Below are 15,069 nucleotides of genomic sequence, written 5' to 3' on the forward strand. Positions count from 1 at the left end.
CCCCCGCCGCTCCTCCCTTTTGGGCCCCCCCCCCCCCCCGCCCGCGCCCCCCCCCTCCCCCCCCCCCGGCCCCCGCCGCGGGGGCAGCCCCCGGGGCTGCCAGAGGCGCGTCGCGCCTCGCTGCCGCTCACTCCCTTCGGTCGTTCGCGGCGTCCCTCGCGCGTGCTCCTCGCGGCCGCCGATGGCGGCCACTCGGAGGCACGCGCCGACCGCCTCGTCCATTTATAAATCGACGACCGGTGACTGAATCGTCAGTACCCGCCCGGCAGCGCCATCCCGACGGCGAGCGCGACGAGCGGGACCGCGGCGACGAGCGCGTACCACAGGCCGGCGCCGACGAGGAGGAGCCACGTCGAGTAGCCGTACCCCGTCGGATCCCAGTCGACGCCGAGCCGCGGCAGACCGATCACGGCGACCGCCGGCGCGACGAGGGCGACGAGGACCGCGCCGAACAGCGCCGTCGTGAGGAACCCCTCGCTCCAGGCGGGACCCGCCTCGCCGGCGTACGCGACGGTGAGCGCGACGCCGGCGACGTACGGGACCGAGAGCCCCACAGACACGCCGAGGTACGAGGGCAAGACGCGTCCCGCCGGCGGGAGCGCGTCGAACAGCGCCCGGATCCGGTCGGCGGCGAGGAACGGCGCGCACAGTCCGGCGGCGACGAGACCGGGGAAGAGGAGCAGCGCGACCGTCCACAGCCAGCCGACCGCGGTGTCGACGAGCGCAGGGACCATGCCCGGTCGATTCGCCGGTACCGGCAAACGTCTTGTGGTGGCGCGGGACGGGTCGTCGGTCGCGGTCGCCGCCCCGCAGCTCCGCCGCCTCCCAGCCGATCCCGCGGCCGGGAACCACCAGCGTTTATCCCGCGCGCCGCGACCGGCCGACAACGATGCTCATCACGGGCGCGACGCTGGCCGACGGCCGGGTTCGAGACGTGCGGATCGGCGACGACGGACGGATCGCCGCGGTCGCCGAGGGGCTCGGCGCCGACGCCGGCGAGCGCGTCCTCGAAGCGCGCGGGAGACACCTCCTGCCGGGCGCGGTCGACGTCCACGTCCACTTCCGCGAGCCGGGCGGGAGCCACAAGGAGACGTGGCGTTCGGGCTCGCGGAGCGCCGCCGCGGGCGGCGTCACCACTGTCGTCGACCAGCCGAACACCTCGCCGCCCACCGTCGACGGCGCGGCGTTCGACGAGAAGGCCGCGCTCGCCGCGGAGTCGCTCGTCGACTACGGGATCAACGGCGGCGTGACCCCCGACTGGGACCCGGAGAGCCTCTTCGAGCGCCCCCTGTTCGCGCTCGGCGAGGTGTTCCTCGCGGACTCGACCGGCGACATGGGGATCGACGCCGACCTCTTCGCCGACGCGCTCGACGCGGCCGCGGCGCGCGACGTGCCCGTCACCGTCCACGCCGAGGACGCGACGCTGTTCGACGAGTCGGCGCTCGACGGCGACCTCGGCGGCGTCGGCACGGCGGCGACCGTCGACGCGTGGTCCGCCTACCGGACGGCCGACGCGGAGATCGCCGCGGTCGAGCGCGCGCTCGCGGCGGCCGCCGACCGCGACGCGCGGGTCCACGTCGCGCACACCTCGACGCCGGAGGCGGTCGACGCCGTGAGCGAGGCCCGCGAGGGCGAGTCGGAGGGGAGCGACGGCGACGAGGCCCAGACCGACGACGCGCCCCGCGTCACCTGCGAGGTGACGCCCCACCACCTGTACCTCTCCCGCGAGCGGGCGCGATCGCTCGGAACCTTCGGTCGCATGAATCCGCCGCTCCGCTCGGAAGAGCGCCGCGAGGCGCTGTTCGCCCGGCTCGCCGAGGGCGACGTCGACGTCGTCGCGACCGACCACGCGCCGCACACCGTCGGAGAGAAGCGCCGGGAGCTCGTCGACGCGCCGAGCGGCGTCCCGGGCGTCGAGACGCTGTACCCGCTGCTGCTCGAATCGGCCCGGAAGGGGGAGCTGTCGCTCGAACGCGTCCGCGACGTCGTCGCCGCGAACCCCGCGGAGATATTCGGCCTCGACCGGAAGGGACGGATCGCGGAGGGGCGCGACGCCGACCTCGTCTTAGTCGACACCGCCGACCCGCGGGAGATAGAGGCCGCCGCGCTCCACAGCGCCCCCGCGTGGACTCCCTTCGAGGGGCTCCGCGGCGTCTTCCCCGAGCTCACGCTCGTCCGCGGCGAGGTCGTCTACGAGCGCGACCCGGCGACCGGGGCGGCGTCGTTCGGCGAGCCGGTCGGACGGAACGTCAGGGAACAGTAGCCGCGGACCGCGAGGAGCCCGTGGGGTCACCGCCGGAGCGGCGAAGCCCCGAAACGCCGAATTCGCCCGCGAGGGACGGACCGCCGGCGGCGGAACGCATATGACGCTTCCCGCCGTAACCGTGTCATATCCATGATCACGGGGAGCATTCGCACGGTCGTCTCCGGACGGGAACCCGGCCCGGACGAGGCCGACCGAACATGACGGCCCCCGGGGAGTCGGGACCGGTGGGGGCCGGTCCGGCGGAGTCGGCGGACGGCGAGGCGGAATCGACCGGCCGCGAGGGGGCGGGAACGGGAGCCGCGGCCGGCGCGGCGGTCGAGCCCGAGACCCCCGCCGACGTCGCCGCGCTCGCGGACCGGATCGTGAGCGAGGTCGAGGAGGTGATCGTCGGCAAGCGCGACGCCGTCGAACACGTCCTCGTCACCGTGCTGGCGCGCGGTCACCTCCTCGTCGAGGACGTGCCGGGCGTCGGGAAGACGACGCTCGCGAAGTCGGTGGCGCGCTCGATCGACGGCTCGTTCAAGCGCGTCCAGTTCACGCCGGACCTGTTGCCCTCCGACGTCACCGGGGTCAACGTGTTCAACCGCCGGACCGACGAGTTCGACTTCCAGCCCGGCCCGGTGTTCGCGAACGTCGTCCTCGGCGACGAGATCAACCGCGCCCCGCCGAAGACGCAGTCGGCGCTGCTGGAGGCGATGGAGGAGAACCAGGTGACGACCGACGGGACGACCCGCGACCTGCCGGACCCGTTCTGCGTGATCGCGACCCAGAACGACGTGGAGCCCGGACAGACCTACGAGCTGCCGGTCGCCGAGGTCGACCGCTTCACGAAGAAGATCCGGCTCGGCTACCCGGACACGGAGGAGGAGGCCGCGATCCTCGGGCGGCTGGCCGGCGACCACCCGGTGGACGCGGTCGAGCCCGTGGCCACGATCGCGGACGTCCGGCGGGCCCGCCGGATCGTCGGCGAGATCGAGGCCTCGGAGGCGGTCCGGGAGTACGTGGCCCGGCTCGCGGTGTTCACCCGACGGAACGCGAAGCTCGGGGCGAGCCCGCGCGGGAGCCTCGCGCTGGTCCGCGCGTCGCAGGCCCGCGCCGCGCTCGACGGCCGCGGCTACGTGGTCCCCGACGACGTCCAGGCGGAGGCGCCGACCGTGCTCTCGCATCGCATCCGAACCGAGTCGGGCGGGACCGACGGCGCGGACGTCGTCGACGACGCGCTCGACCGGATCCGCGTGGAGTGACGAGATGACGCCGACGCCGCCCTCGTCCCGATGACGCCCGAACTCACCCGCCGCGGACGCGTCGCCGGCCTCGTCGGCCTCGTCGCGGCCGCCAGCGCGCTCGCCGCCGGCGGGCGCGCGCTCGACGCGATCGTGATCCCGGTCGCCATCGCGCTCGCGGCCGGCTACGTTCAGGTGTCGCGCGTCGACGTCCCCGCGGTCCGACACGTGACGCCCCCCGACGGGTTCGTCGGGGAGACGAGGGAGGTCCGCCTGGAGTTCGGCCCCGAGGCGGCGCGGGACGGCGACGCGGACGACCCCTCGTTCCTCGCCGACGTTCTAGTCCGAGTCGGCGAGGGGCTCGACGGGCCGACGGCGCCGATCCGAGCGGCGGTCGGCACGGAGCCGGTGTCGTATCACGTCACGTACCGCGAGCGCGGCGAGCGGACGCTCGGCCCGGTCGATCTCACCGCCACCGACGTGTTCGGACTGTTCGAACGCGAGATTCGCGTCGACGAGACCGCCGCGGTGACCGTCTATCCGCCCCGAGACCCGGTCCCGACGCGGTTCCGCCGGGCGCTGTACGCGGCCGACGCGGTGGACGTGAGCCGCCAACGCGAGGAGTTCGACCGCCTCCGCGAGTACACCCGCGGCGACGCGGTCCGGGACGTCCACTGGGCGACGACCGCCAAGCGCGACGAGATCGTCGTCAAGGAGTTCGCGGCCGAGACCGCTCGGAACCGGGTGACGATCGCGGGCGGCACGGAGGTCAGCGGCGGCGAGGCGCGCGGTCGCGGCGGTCGCAGCGGCGGGGAGCGCTCGGGATTCGGCGCCGCCGGGCGCGGCGACGACGCGGACGAGCGCTCCGCGGGCGCGGCCGCGGCCGACGAGCTCGCGCGGGCGACGGCGAGCCTCGCGCTGGCCCTGCTCGACGACGGCGTCCCGGTCGACGTGCGGCTGCCCGGCGGGCGCGTCTCGGCGGCCCCGGGCGGCCGCGGCCGGCGCGAGGTGCTGGAACTCGCGGCACTGACCGGTCCGGGAGCGGCGACCGACGACGAGGTCGACGTGACGGTCGTCGCCGACGCCGACGGCGCTCGGTTCCACACGGGCGACCGGTCCGAATCCTTCGCCGACCTGCGCCGCGAGGCGGAGGGAGAGCGTACCGCGAACGACGACGCCGAGCGGGGACGGGCCGACGGGGCGGCGGACGGACGGGAGGTGGCGTCGCCGTGAGCCCGGACTCGTCCGTCCGCGCGCGCCTCTCGCAGAGCGGTTCCGGCGAGGGCGACCGACGGCCGACCGACCCGGCGGTCGTCGGCGTCGCGGTCGTCGCCGCGGCGTACCTCGCCGTGTTCTTCGAGGTGACGAACGTCGTCGGCGGGACGGGGCGGACCGCGGCGGTCGTCGCGCTCGCGGGGGTCGGCGGGGTCGCGCTGGCGCGGGCCGTCGGCGAGCGGACCGCGCTGTGGCTAGCGGGACTGCTGTTCGCCGCGGGGCTCGCGGGCTACTTCCTCGCGATCCCCGCGAGCCAGCGCGCGCTGTTCACGGTCCGGAGCGTCGCCTTGGACCTCCTCGCGCTGTCGACCGGACTCTCCGTGCTGCGGCTGGCGCTCGCGGACGTCTGGGTGCTCGCGGTGGCGCCGGTGCCGACGTTCCTCGTCGGCTACTTCGCGGGGCGCGGGCGCCACGTCGCGGCCGCGACGGTGGCGGGCGGGACGCTCGGCTTCCTCGTGCTCACCGGCGACGCCGGGACGGGCGCCGCGGTCGCCGGCGTCGTCGGCCTCGCGCTCGCGGTGGGGCTCTCCACGCTGTCGACGCCGAGCCGTCGCCGCGGCCACGCGGGCACCTTCGCGCTGGTGGTGGCGGCGATGGTCGTCGCGAGCGCGACCGTCACCGTGATCCCGGCGGGCGCGGCGGCGCCGCTGGGGCTCGACCGCGGCACGACGACGCTGGAGTCGAGCCTGAGCGGCGACGACGAGCTGGAGGTGGTCGGCTCGACGCGGCTCTCCCCGGAGGTGCGGTACACGATCGAGAGCCCCGTCGAGCGGAACTGGCACACCGGGGCGTACGACACCTACACCGGCGACGGCTGGGTCAGGAGCGGCGACCGGTCCGCGGTCAACGGCACGCTGTCCGGGCCGCCGGGGGAGGCGGAGGCGATCGACGTGACGATCACCGCGGAGACCGAGTCGAGCGCGCTCCCGGCGCCGTGGAAGCCGGTCGCGGCCTCCGGCGGTGGCGCGGTCGAGGTCGACGAGCGCGGCAGCCTCCGGCTCGCGGAACCGCTCGAAGCGGGCGAGACGGTGACCGTCGAGAGCCGCGTGCTCGACGCCGACCCCGCGGCGCTCCGGAACGCTAGCACCGACTACCCGGCGGCGATCGAGGAGCGGTACACCCAGCTGCCCGAGAGCACGCCGGACCGGGTCGGCGAGCGGACCGAGGAGATCGTGGCCGCGGCGGACGCGGTGTCGCCCTACGAGCAGGCGGCCGCGGTCGAGGCGTACCTGCGCTCGGAGTACGACTACTCGCTGACCGTCGAGCGGCCCGAGGGCGACGTCGCCGACGCGTTCCTCTTCGAGATGGACGCCGGCTACTGCGTCTACTTCGCGACGACGATGGCGGCGATGCTCCGGTCGCAGGGGATCCCGACCCGGATGGAGACCGGCTATACCTCCGGCGAGCGGGTTGGCGACGACGAGTACGTCGTCCGCGGGCAGAACGCCCACGCCTGGGTGTCGATATACGTGCCCGACCACGGCTGGGTGGCGTTCGACCCGACTCCCTCGGGCCCGCGCGACGAGGCGCGCGACACCCGGCTCGCGGAGGCGCGCGCCGACGGCGCCGAAGACGTCGACACCGAGGCGTCCGCGCCCGATCGGACGCCTGAGACTGACGCCGACTCGGACGAGACCGATCCGGAGGCGACCGACGACGGCGCGCAGACGACCGAGGGAGCGAACGACTCGACGGCGGGGAACGCGAGCGGCGGCGGGACGCTCGGTCCCGGCGGCATCGCGCGGCTCGACGGGACCCAGACGGGCACCGCGCCGTCGACGGCCACCGGTCCGGCGGCGGGGTCCGAAGCGAGCGGGAGCGACGGCGGTCCGCTCGGATCGCTGCCCGACCCGGAGACCGCGCTCTACTGGCTGCTCGTCGCGGGGCTCGGCGTCGCGGGCGCTCGGCGGACCGGACTCGCGGGCCGGGCGAGCCGGCGTATCGGGCCGGTGCTTCCGCGCCGGCGAGGGGACCCGAAGGCGGACGCCGAGCGGGCGTTCGCCGACCTCGAACGGCTGCTCGCCGGGCGCTACCGCGAGCGGCGACCGGGGGAGACCCCGCGGCGCTACGTCGACGCGGTCCGGACGCTCGGCGCCGACGAGCGCGTCGAGACCGTCGCGGCGGCGTACGAGCGCGCCGCGTACGCCGAGTCGGTGACCCGCGACGAGGCCGACGCGGCCCGCCGGACCGTCCGCCGGCTCGCGCTCGAACGACTACCGCTCATCGGGCGGTTCGTCCGCTGATGGGGGGCTTCCCGACACTATTTAATACGGGCGTCCTGTAGATTCGGGCTGTAATGTCGGAAGTCTGCTCGACGTGCGGACTGCCCCAGGAACTCTGCGTCTGCGAGGACGTCGCGAAGGAGTCCCAGCAGATCAGCATCCGCATCGACGAGCGCAGGTACGGTAAGGAGGTAACGGTCATCGAAGGATTCGACCCGAAGGACGTGGACCTGAGCTCCCTCTCGTCGGATCTCAAGTCGAAGTTCGCCTGCGGGGGCACCGTCGAGGACGGCGCCATCGAACTCCAGGGGAACCACTCGGGTCGCGTGGAGGACTTCCTCCGCGACAAGGGCTTCAACGTCGCGTGACCGTCACCTGACCGTCCGGCGTCGAGCGTCGCTTCGAGCCGAGACCGCTTTTTCAGACCGATTAGCCGACGAGCGGCCGCCGCCGCGTCCGCCGAGCGCCATCGCCGCGGGATCGCCCGCTCACGCGACCACGGCGGCCCGCCCGACGACGAACGCCGCCGCCGCGAGGAAGGTGCCGTATTTAAACCGTCGCTGCGCGGCGGCGGGGTCGGAGAAGCTCTCGTAGGTCGCGTACAGCATGACCGCGTCGGCGACCGCGACGACCGCGAGGTACGCCGCGCCGAGCGTTCCGGCGCGGTACGGAAGGGGACTGACGGCGACGGCGACGACGAGCGCGGCGGCGCCGATCCACAGCGCCGTGCGCTCGCCGACCGCGATGGGCAGCGTCGCGAGCCCCTCCTCGCGGTCGCCGGCCACGTCCTCGACGTCTTTGATCACCTCGCGGGTGAACGTCGAGAGGCCGGCGAGCGCGGCGAGGACGAGGACCGCGTTCGGGTTCCCCACGGCGGCCCCGCCGAACAGGAACGTCGACCCGACGAGGTAGGCGACCAAGGCGTTGCCGAGGCCGGGCGTCCCCTTGAACAGGCTCGTGTAGGTGACCAAGGCGACGAGGTTCACCGCGGCGATGGCGATCGCGAGCGGCGGGAGGGAGACCGCGGCCGCGACGGCGACGGCGAACCAGACGGTCGCGGTCGCGAGCGCGCCCCGCGGGGAGACGGCGCCGCGCGGGATGGGCCGGTCGGGGCGGTTGACCGCGTCGATCTCACGGTCGAAGTAGTCGTTTATCGCGTTGCCCGCGGCGACCGCGAAGGCGGTCGTCGCGGCCGCGAGTGCGGTCGGGAGGGCGGCGCCGCTCGCGCCCGCGACGAACGCGCCGGTGGCCGTGAGGGCCCCGGCCGCGACGCAGTTGCCGAAGCGCGCGAGTTCGACGATGCCGCGGAGCGTGTCTCGCACGTCGTCCGCGTACTCCCGCCCGCGAGGAATAAACGGTGCGGGATCGGTCGGGGGCCTCGCCGGTCGGCGACGGACTGCGAAGTCGCCACGCCCCGCCCCGAAGACGTTCGCCGGGCCTCGTGCGGTCTGCCACGAACGTTTATCAGGTCCGAAATGAAACGGTAGTGTATGGCTAAAGGGTTAGACGTCGGCACGATGAACATCCTCTCCGGACGGCAGGAGGGCGCGGAGACGGTGTTCGTACAGCAGCGAAACTCGTTCGTCGAGATCGAGTACAGCGACATGGCGGAGCAGATGCTCTCGCGCAGCGAGGTCCTCCACATCCGGAAGGACGACAAGGTGTACGTCGTCGGCGACGACGCCCTGAATTTCGCGAACATCTTCAACAAGGAGACCCGTCGGCCGATGCAACACGGCATCCTCTCCAGCGAGGAGGCGTCGGCCATCCCGATGATCAAGCTGATCACCGAGCAGGTGGTCGGCGAGCCCTCGAAGCCGAACGAGCGGCTGTTCTACTCCAGCCCCGCGGACCCGATCGACTCCGGGCTGACGACGCTGTATCACGAGAAGACCCTCGAATCGATGCTCGGCGACATGGGGTACGACCCCGAGCCGATCAACGAGGGGATGGCGGTCATCTACTCCGAGCTCGCCGACAACAACTTCACCGGCCTCGGGATCTCCTTCGGCGCGGGGATGACGAACGTCTGCCTCGCCTACTACGCGGTCCCCGTGATGAAGTTCTCCATCGCCCGCGGGGGCGACTGGATCGACGAGCAGACCTCGCAGGCGACGGGCACGCCCGTCGACAAGGTGACGAGCATCAAGGAGGACGACTTCGAACTCGACTTCCGCACCGACGTGGGGGGCGTCGAGGGCGCGCTCGCCATCTACTACGAGAACCTGCTCGACTACGTCATCGAGAACATCACCCGCGAGGTGGACGAGGAGGACGTCGAGGAGGGGCTCGACGTGCCCGTCGTCGTCACCGGCGGCACCTCCAGCCCAAACGGCTTTGAGGACCTGTTCGCCGACCACCTCGCGGACGCGAACATTCCGTTCTCGATCAGCGGCGTGCGCTCGGCCGACGAGCCGATGTACAGCGTCGCCAGCGGCGCCCTCGTCGCCGCACGCTCCGAGGAGGGCGAAGCGGCCGAGTCGGGCGGTACAGCCGACGAGCCCGCGGCCGAGGAGGCCGCCCCCGAATCCGAAGACTGAGGGCGATCGGCCGCCGATTTTTTAGACCGACCGACCGGCGCGCCGGATCGCGGGAATCCGCCGAAAAGTAAAACCGACGCCGTCCGTAGCGACTGATATGTCCGACGCCGCCGGCGCCGAGGGGGACCGTCGCCTGCGGGTCGACCTCGACGTCGATCCGACCGGCGACCGCGGCTGTCCGATCGTCTCCGAGGCCGACGAGGCCGCCGAGGTCGCGGTCAACGCCGTCGGCGACGAGTGCGTCGTCGACGTGACGACCCCCGACGGCGACGTGCGCCGCGGGACCGGCGCGGTCGACGAGGACTGCCTCTGTCACGCGTTCGGGCGGCTCGGCTGCGTCCCGCACTTCCGGCGCGTGGAGGACGGGACGATACTCGTCACCGCGTACATCGACGACCGGGCCGCGGTCCGCCGGCTCGTCGAGGAGCTCCGCGGGGTCGTCGACCGGGTGCGGCTCGTGCGGCTCGCGGTCGTCGAGGGGCCGGACGCGACCGAACAGGTCACCTTCGACCTCTCCGCGCTGACGCCGAAGCAGCGCCGCGGGCTCGAGCTCGCCGTCTTCCGCGGCTACTTCGACGACGACCGCGACGTGCGCCTGAGCGAACTCGCCGACGAGCTCGGGATCAGCAAGTCCGCGCTCTCCCAGCGGCTCCGCACCGCGCAGGCGAAGCTGGTGACGGACGTCTTCGACGGCGCCGAGCGGTGAGCGCTGACGCCTTTTAAAGAAACACACCGGTAAAGCGCGACGCCGAGGAGGTCCGCTCCCGTCTGTCACTCCATGAGCGACGACGACCCGCCGGCCGTCGAGCCGGTCCACGACGACGCGGCCGTCGAGCTCGTGCGCGACGCGATCGGCGTCGCCCGCGGCGAGGTGCCCGCGGAGCGCTTCTCGGCGAAGTACGGCACGGGAGGTGAGTCGAGGACGGTCGGCGACGACGGGGAGTAGGCGACCGCGACGACCGCGGGGCCCGGAGCGGGTCAGTCGTCGGCGGGCGCCGACGACCCGGCGCCGTCGATCCGCGCGAGCGCCTCCTCGCCGGCGCGCTCCGACTCCGTGAGGTAGCACTTCGGGTCGGGCGCGAACGGGTCGCCGTGCGCCGAGAGCGCGCGAAGCCGCGAGCCGCCCCGGCAGATAGACCGGTACGCGCAGTCGGCGCAGCGGCCGGTGAGCCGGTCCTCCCGGTCGCGGAGTCCGGCGAGGAGCGGGTTCGACTCGTCGGTCCAGATCGCGCCGAACGAGCGGTCGCGGACGTTGCCGGGCGAGTACCCCTGCCAGAACTGCGTGAGGTGGACGTTGCCGACGGGGTCGACGTCGGCGACGCGCTCGCCGGTCGGGTCGCCGCCGTTGCGCCGGAGATACTGATAAATGAGCCGGGCGCGGTCGGTGCCCATCTCGCGGTCGGCGTACTCGACGAGGTGGCCCGCGTCGGCGTAGTTGCCGACGAGCAGCGTCTCTATCTCCTCGCCCCGCTCGTGGTACTCGCGGGTGAGGTCACAGAGGTCCGTGACCGCCCGTCGGGTCGCCTCCGGACTCAGGTCGACGTTCGAGATGTCGGCCCCGCGGCCGCCGTAGTCGAGGTGATAGAAGCAGAAGCGGTCGACGCCGACGTCGACGAGCAGGTCGACGACGCCGGCGAGGTCGTCGACGTTGTGTTCGGTGATCGTGTAGCGTAGTCCCGTCTTGAGCCCCACGTCGAGGCAGGCCTCGATCCCCCGGACCGCGGCGTCGAACGCCCCCTCCTCGCCGCGGATGCGGTCGTTGCGCTCGGGGAGCCCGTCGACGGAGACGCCGGCGTACTTGAGCCCAGCTTCCTTCAGTTCGCGGGCGCGTTCGCGGGTGAGCAGCGTGCCGTTCGTCGAGAGGACCGGTCTGATTCCGCTGTCGTCGGCGTACGCGACGAGCTCCGGGAGGTCCTCGCGGACGAGGGGTTCGCCGCCGGAAAAGAGGAGGACCGGGACGCCGAACTCCGCGAGGTCGTCGACGAGCGCCTTCCCCTCCGCGGTCGACAGCTCGTTCGGGGCGCCCTCGGCGTCGGCGCCCGCGTAGCAGTGCTCGCAGTAGAGGTTGCACCGCTTGGTGGTGTTCCAGACGACGACCGGCCGCCGCTGTTTCTCCTCCGTGATCTGCGGCTCCTTCGAGCCGTCGGCCGCGTCGTAGCGGAGCCCGTCGCTCTCGGCGTCGAGCCCGCACAGCAGCTTGCTGACGGAGATCATCGCGACCCCTCCGCGGACGGCTCCGCGGCGTCTTCCTCCCCGTCGACCGACGCGCTGCCGGACGCGACCGTCGGCGTCCCCTCGGTCTCTTCGTAGACGCGCGGCTCGTCGGGGTTCTCGGACGACTCGGAATCACCGTCCGCCCCGTCCGCGTCGCCAGCGAGCGACTCGGCGGAGTACCGGGACACCTCCCCGGCCGGACACACCCACACGTCGCGGGCGTACCACGCGAAGAGCTTGCTCGCCTCCTCGTGGGCGGCGTCCGGCGTCGGCGCGGCGACGGTGCCGACGTGGCGGAGCGGGTCCGACTCCGCCTCGCGGACGAACACCTCGAACCGGCGACCGTCGGCCGACCGGGGCCCGTTCGCGTCCTCGCCTCGGTCCGTCTTCTCGACCATACCCCCGATACGGACGGTCCCCCGAACGGGGTTTCGCGCGTTCTCACGGCCGCGAAACTCGCCCGAACAGGTTCGGGCGATGAGGGGCGGCGCGGTTACCGGCCGGGAGGAGTGAGCAGAGACCGGCGGATCGACCGCTGCCGAAACGGGGAGAGATGCGAGGACCGCGAGCGGCGCGATCCCGCGTGAGAACGGCCTGTCACCGCAGGAGAGACCCGTTTAGATGACGCGGTTCTGCAGGTAGTCGAGGTGTTTCGCGTTGTAGACGATCTTGACCTCGTCGGTGGCCGGGCTCCCGATACAGGTCAGGCGGACGTTCTTCTCCTCGACCTCCTCGTCGGAGAGGATCTGCTGCATGTCCATCTCGATGTCGCCCTCCTTGACGATGGAGGCGCAGTTCGCGCAGGCGCCGGCGCGGCACGAGAAGGGCCAGTCGTAGCCCTGCGCCTCGGCCGATTCGAGGATGTACTCGCCCTGGTTCACTTCGAGGGTGCCGTAGTCCTCGGCGTCGAGGTCGGCGTCGGCGGCCTCCTCGAAGAGGTTGTCGTCGTCCATCGACCAGCCGTGGTCGTCGAGCACTTCGTAGTTGAGGTATTCTACTGTGGGCATCACCTGCCGATTTGATGCCCACCTCATTAGGCTTTGCTGTTCCCCACCCGATCGCCTCACGAGCGACCGCCGCCGACCGAACACGTTCGACTCGTTTCGGCGGCCGCGACGCGTGTCGAAACGCGCCGACGGTGCCGTTCGCCGCGGGAACTCGTCCGCGGCCGCTCGCGTGACAGATCGTTATCACTATTGATACGGCTTGAGTAACAATAAATAGCGTACGGCACTCAGGAACGGTCGATGGGGGAGTCCGTCGTCGCCGACTTCGTCGGCCGCGTCCACGCGGCGAGCTTCGGAACCGACGAGCCGGTGACGGGCCGCGTCCTGCTGAGCCAGCGGCGGTTAGTCCTCGCGACGGACGACGGGAAGGAGACGGTCCCGCTCTCGCGGGTGTTCGACGTCGTCGTCGGGAGCGTCCCGGGCGACCTGCGCTCGTTTTTCAACGACAGCGTCACCGTCGCGTACGAGCGCGACGGGTCGCGGCGCACGGCGCTCGTGGAGGGCGAGTCCGAGGACATGGACAAGTTCGTCCGGCTCCTGTTCAAGTCCCTGCTGCGGAACGTCACTGTCACGGTGCGGCACCCGGCGAAGGTCGGCGGGCGCGTCACGGACGCGAGCGACCACCGCGCCTCGGTGTCGGTGTCGCCGGGCGAGATCCAGTTCGGGAACTGCCCGGAACCGTTCACCGTCGACCTCTCCGCGGTGATCGACTACGAGCGCACCGACCGCACCGTGGGCGGGACGAAGCGGCCGGCGCTCGTCTTCCGTCACGTCGCCGACGGCCGAACGGTCACGTCGATCGCGACCGTCCCGAACGAGCGCGCGCTCAACGTGCTCGGCCGCTACATCAAGATCGAATACGACGAGGCGATGGAGGAGCTCGACTCGTTCGACCCGACCGAAGAGCAGCTGGAGGTTCTCGTCTCCATCTACTCCGCGGGCGGCGAGGCGAACATCGCCGACGTGGTCACCGGCGACGTCACCCAGACGTCGATGATCCTCGACACGCTCCGGGAGGCCGGCCTCGTCGCCGACGGCGAGAGCGGGGCCGCGCTCACCCGCAAGGGACAGATGATCGTGAGCTCCTACCTCGAATCGGTGAACGCCTGACGGCCGGACGCGGCGCGGTCGAGGGTCGGGCCTGCCGCGGTCGAAGGCCGGGTCCGTCGCGTTCGAGGCCGAACGCGACGCATCGGCCCGGGGGGAAGTTTCAAGCTCCTGTAACCGTAGGTATCTCTCATGCGAGACAGTGACCACCGCGGCGGCGAGACGCCGCTCGACGCCGTGGTCCGCGAACGGGGAATCGACGCGCCCGGGGGGACGGGAGAGGCCGAGGCGGCCGGCTGTGAGACCGTCCCGAGCGACGGCGTCGACTCGGGACCGCGAACGGCCCGCGTGCCGGCGGACCACGACCACGACACGTTCTCGGTCGACGGGATCGACACCGACCGCCGCGAGGGGCTGTTGGAGGCGGTCCTGCGCGATGTCGACGGCGTCAGCGACGCCTCGGCGACCCGGCGCAACGGGACGGTGGGCGTTCACCACGACCCGTCGCTGTCGCGCGACGCGCTCCGCGGGACCCTCGAATCGTGCGGGCTCGTCGTCGCGCCCGGCGACCAGGCGTTCGAGGCGCGGCGGGCGTCGCAGTTCGCGTCGGCCCGCGTCGCTGTCGCGGTCCTCTTCGGACTGATGGTCGCGACGCCGTACGTCGCGGTGTTGTACCCGACCCGCGTCGAGTGGCTGTTCTACGACCCCGTGACGGTCCAGTACCTCCAGTCGATCCTCGCCTCGTCGATGACGACGCACTTCTTCGTCAACCTCGGCGCGCTCACCGGGATCGCGTTCCTCGTCGCCTGCGGGCCGACGATCCGCCGCGCGACCGCCGCCGTGCGCGACGGCCGGTTCACCAACGAGGTCGCGTTCGTCGGGGGCGTCGTCGCGCTGTACGGATACAGCACGCTCACCGCGTTCACGGGGCTGGCGGGGGCGGTCCACTACGACCTGGTCGCGTACGCGGTCGTCGTCGCCACGCTCTGGACGGAGTTCGGCGTCGCCGACACCGCGACCGACCCCGCGTCGAGCGACGAGTCCGCGGCGGAGGCGCCCGGCGACGTCGACGCCGACGAACCGGTCGCGATGACCGACGGCGGGCGCTGAGGCGGTCGCGGCCCCGCTCGGACCCCGCACACGTTTCGATCGACGACGCTTTCTCGCTCGCCAATCGGCGGCACGCCACAGGTCCGGGCGAACGGGTCGCTGGCCGCGAAAACGGCGCGGGGACCAGCGGTCGAACGCAGTTCGACGAGGCGGCGTCTGTCGCGT

At 72.6% G+C, this 15,069-nt stretch carries 15 protein-coding genes; 10 read left to right on the top strand and 5 right to left on the bottom strand.

Annotated elements, in window-relative coordinates; translation table 11 throughout:
* Positions 1-251 precede the first annotated feature (251 nt).
* Positions 252-734: a DUF8162 family protein gene (locus AC4NMM_RS08860; RefSeq protein WP_096395277.1), complete on the bottom strand. Its 483-nt coding sequence runs from the start codon at positions 732-734 to the stop codon at positions 252-254.
* A 155-nt stretch (positions 735-889) separates the two neighbouring features.
* Here AC4NMM_RS08860 and AC4NMM_RS08865 point away from each other — a divergent pair, with 155 nt between their 5' ends.
* The 5 genes from AC4NMM_RS08865 to yciH all read left to right on the top strand — a co-directional run bounded on the left by AC4NMM_RS08865 (position 890) and on the right by yciH (position 7,354).
* On the top strand, positions 890-2,263 hold the full coding sequence (locus AC4NMM_RS08865) for a dihydroorotase (RefSeq protein ID WP_491924109.1): 1,374 nt from the start codon (positions 890-892) through the stop codon (positions 2,261-2,263).
* 200 nt (positions 2,264-2,463) lie between these two features.
* A complete protein-coding gene (locus tag AC4NMM_RS08870; protein ID WP_491924110.1) occupies positions 2,464-3,510 on the top strand; it encodes an AAA family ATPase in 1,047 nt (348 codons plus the stop codon).
* Between the two features lie 30 nt (positions 3,511-3,540).
* Positions 3,541-4,722, top strand: a complete 1,182-nt coding sequence (locus tag AC4NMM_RS08875; RefSeq protein ID WP_491924111.1) for a DUF58 domain-containing protein — start codon at positions 3,541-3,543, stop codon at positions 4,720-4,722.
* A complete protein-coding gene (locus tag AC4NMM_RS08880; protein WP_096395269.1) occupies positions 4,719-7,007 on the top strand; it encodes a transglutaminase TgpA family protein in 2,289 nt (762 codons plus the stop codon). The genes AC4NMM_RS08875 and AC4NMM_RS08880 overlap by 4 nt, the downstream gene beginning before the upstream one ends.
* A 53-nt stretch (positions 7,008-7,060) precedes the next feature.
* Complete coding sequence (yciH, locus tag AC4NMM_RS08885; RefSeq protein ID WP_004596695.1) at positions 7,061-7,354, top strand: stress response translation initiation inhibitor YciH; 294 nt, start codon at positions 7,061-7,063, stop codon at positions 7,352-7,354.
* A gap of 120 nt (positions 7,355-7,474) precedes the next feature.
* On the opposite strand, the gene AC4NMM_RS08890 is transcribed toward yciH, so the two are convergent.
* Positions 7,475-8,308 (bottom strand): geranylgeranylglycerol-phosphate geranylgeranyltransferase, encoded by an 834-nt coding sequence (locus AC4NMM_RS08890; protein ID WP_491924112.1) that lies wholly within the window; start codon positions 8,306-8,308, stop codon positions 7,475-7,477.
* 168 nt (positions 8,309-8,476) lie between these two features.
* Here AC4NMM_RS08890 and AC4NMM_RS08895 point away from each other — a divergent pair, with 168 nt between their 5' ends.
* The 3 genes from AC4NMM_RS08895 to AC4NMM_RS08905 all read left to right on the top strand — a co-directional run bounded on the left by AC4NMM_RS08895 (position 8,477) and on the right by AC4NMM_RS08905 (position 10,472).
* Entirely contained in the window at positions 8,477-9,526 is a 1,050-nt protein-coding gene (locus tag AC4NMM_RS08895) for a disk-shape morphogenesis protein volactin (protein ID WP_491924113.1), read from the top strand.
* A gap of 55 nt (positions 9,527-9,581) precedes the next feature.
* Positions 9,582-10,232 (top strand): helix-turn-helix domain-containing protein, encoded by a 651-nt coding sequence (locus AC4NMM_RS08900; protein ID WP_491924144.1) that lies wholly within the window; start codon positions 9,582-9,584, stop codon positions 10,230-10,232.
* A 72-nt stretch (positions 10,233-10,304) separates the two neighbouring features.
* On the top strand, positions 10,305-10,472 hold the full coding sequence (locus AC4NMM_RS08905; protein ID WP_491924114.1) for a hypothetical protein: 168 nt from the start codon (positions 10,305-10,307) through the stop codon (positions 10,470-10,472).
* Positions 10,473-10,504: 32 nt separating this feature from the next.
* Here the strand turns inward: AC4NMM_RS08905 and AC4NMM_RS08910 are convergent, their stop codons facing one another.
* The 3 genes from AC4NMM_RS08910 to fer form a co-directional block, all read right to left on the bottom strand.
* On the bottom strand, positions 10,505-11,740 hold the full coding sequence (locus AC4NMM_RS08910) for a TIGR04347 family pseudo-SAM/SPASM protein (RefSeq protein ID WP_491924115.1): 1,236 nt from the start codon (positions 11,738-11,740) through the stop codon (positions 10,505-10,507).
* A complete protein-coding gene (locus AC4NMM_RS08915) occupies positions 11,737-12,138 on the bottom strand; it encodes an Htur_1727 family rSAM-partnered candidate RiPP (RefSeq protein WP_096395261.1) in 402 nt (133 codons plus the stop codon). Before AC4NMM_RS08915 ends, AC4NMM_RS08910 begins: the two co-directional genes overlap by 4 nt.
* A gap of 219 nt (positions 12,139-12,357) precedes the next feature.
* A complete protein-coding gene (fer, locus tag AC4NMM_RS08920) occupies positions 12,358-12,747 on the bottom strand; it encodes a ferredoxin Fer (RefSeq protein ID WP_004596710.1) in 390 nt (129 codons plus the stop codon).
* A 240-nt stretch (positions 12,748-12,987) separates the two neighbouring features.
* Between fer and AC4NMM_RS08925 the strand changes: the two genes are divergently transcribed.
* Both AC4NMM_RS08925 and AC4NMM_RS08930 read left to right on the top strand, forming a co-directional pair.
* On the top strand, positions 12,988-13,857 hold the full coding sequence (locus AC4NMM_RS08925) for a CheF family chemotaxis protein (protein ID WP_491924116.1): 870 nt from the start codon (positions 12,988-12,990) through the stop codon (positions 13,855-13,857).
* Positions 13,858-13,986: 129 nt separating this feature from the next.
* Positions 13,987-14,904, top strand: a complete 918-nt coding sequence (locus AC4NMM_RS08930) for a hypothetical protein (RefSeq protein ID WP_096395257.1) — start codon at positions 13,987-13,989, stop codon at positions 14,902-14,904.
* Positions 14,905-15,069 lie beyond the last annotated feature (165 nt).

It is taken from the genome of Halorubrum sp. SD41 (genome assembly GCF_058630335.1).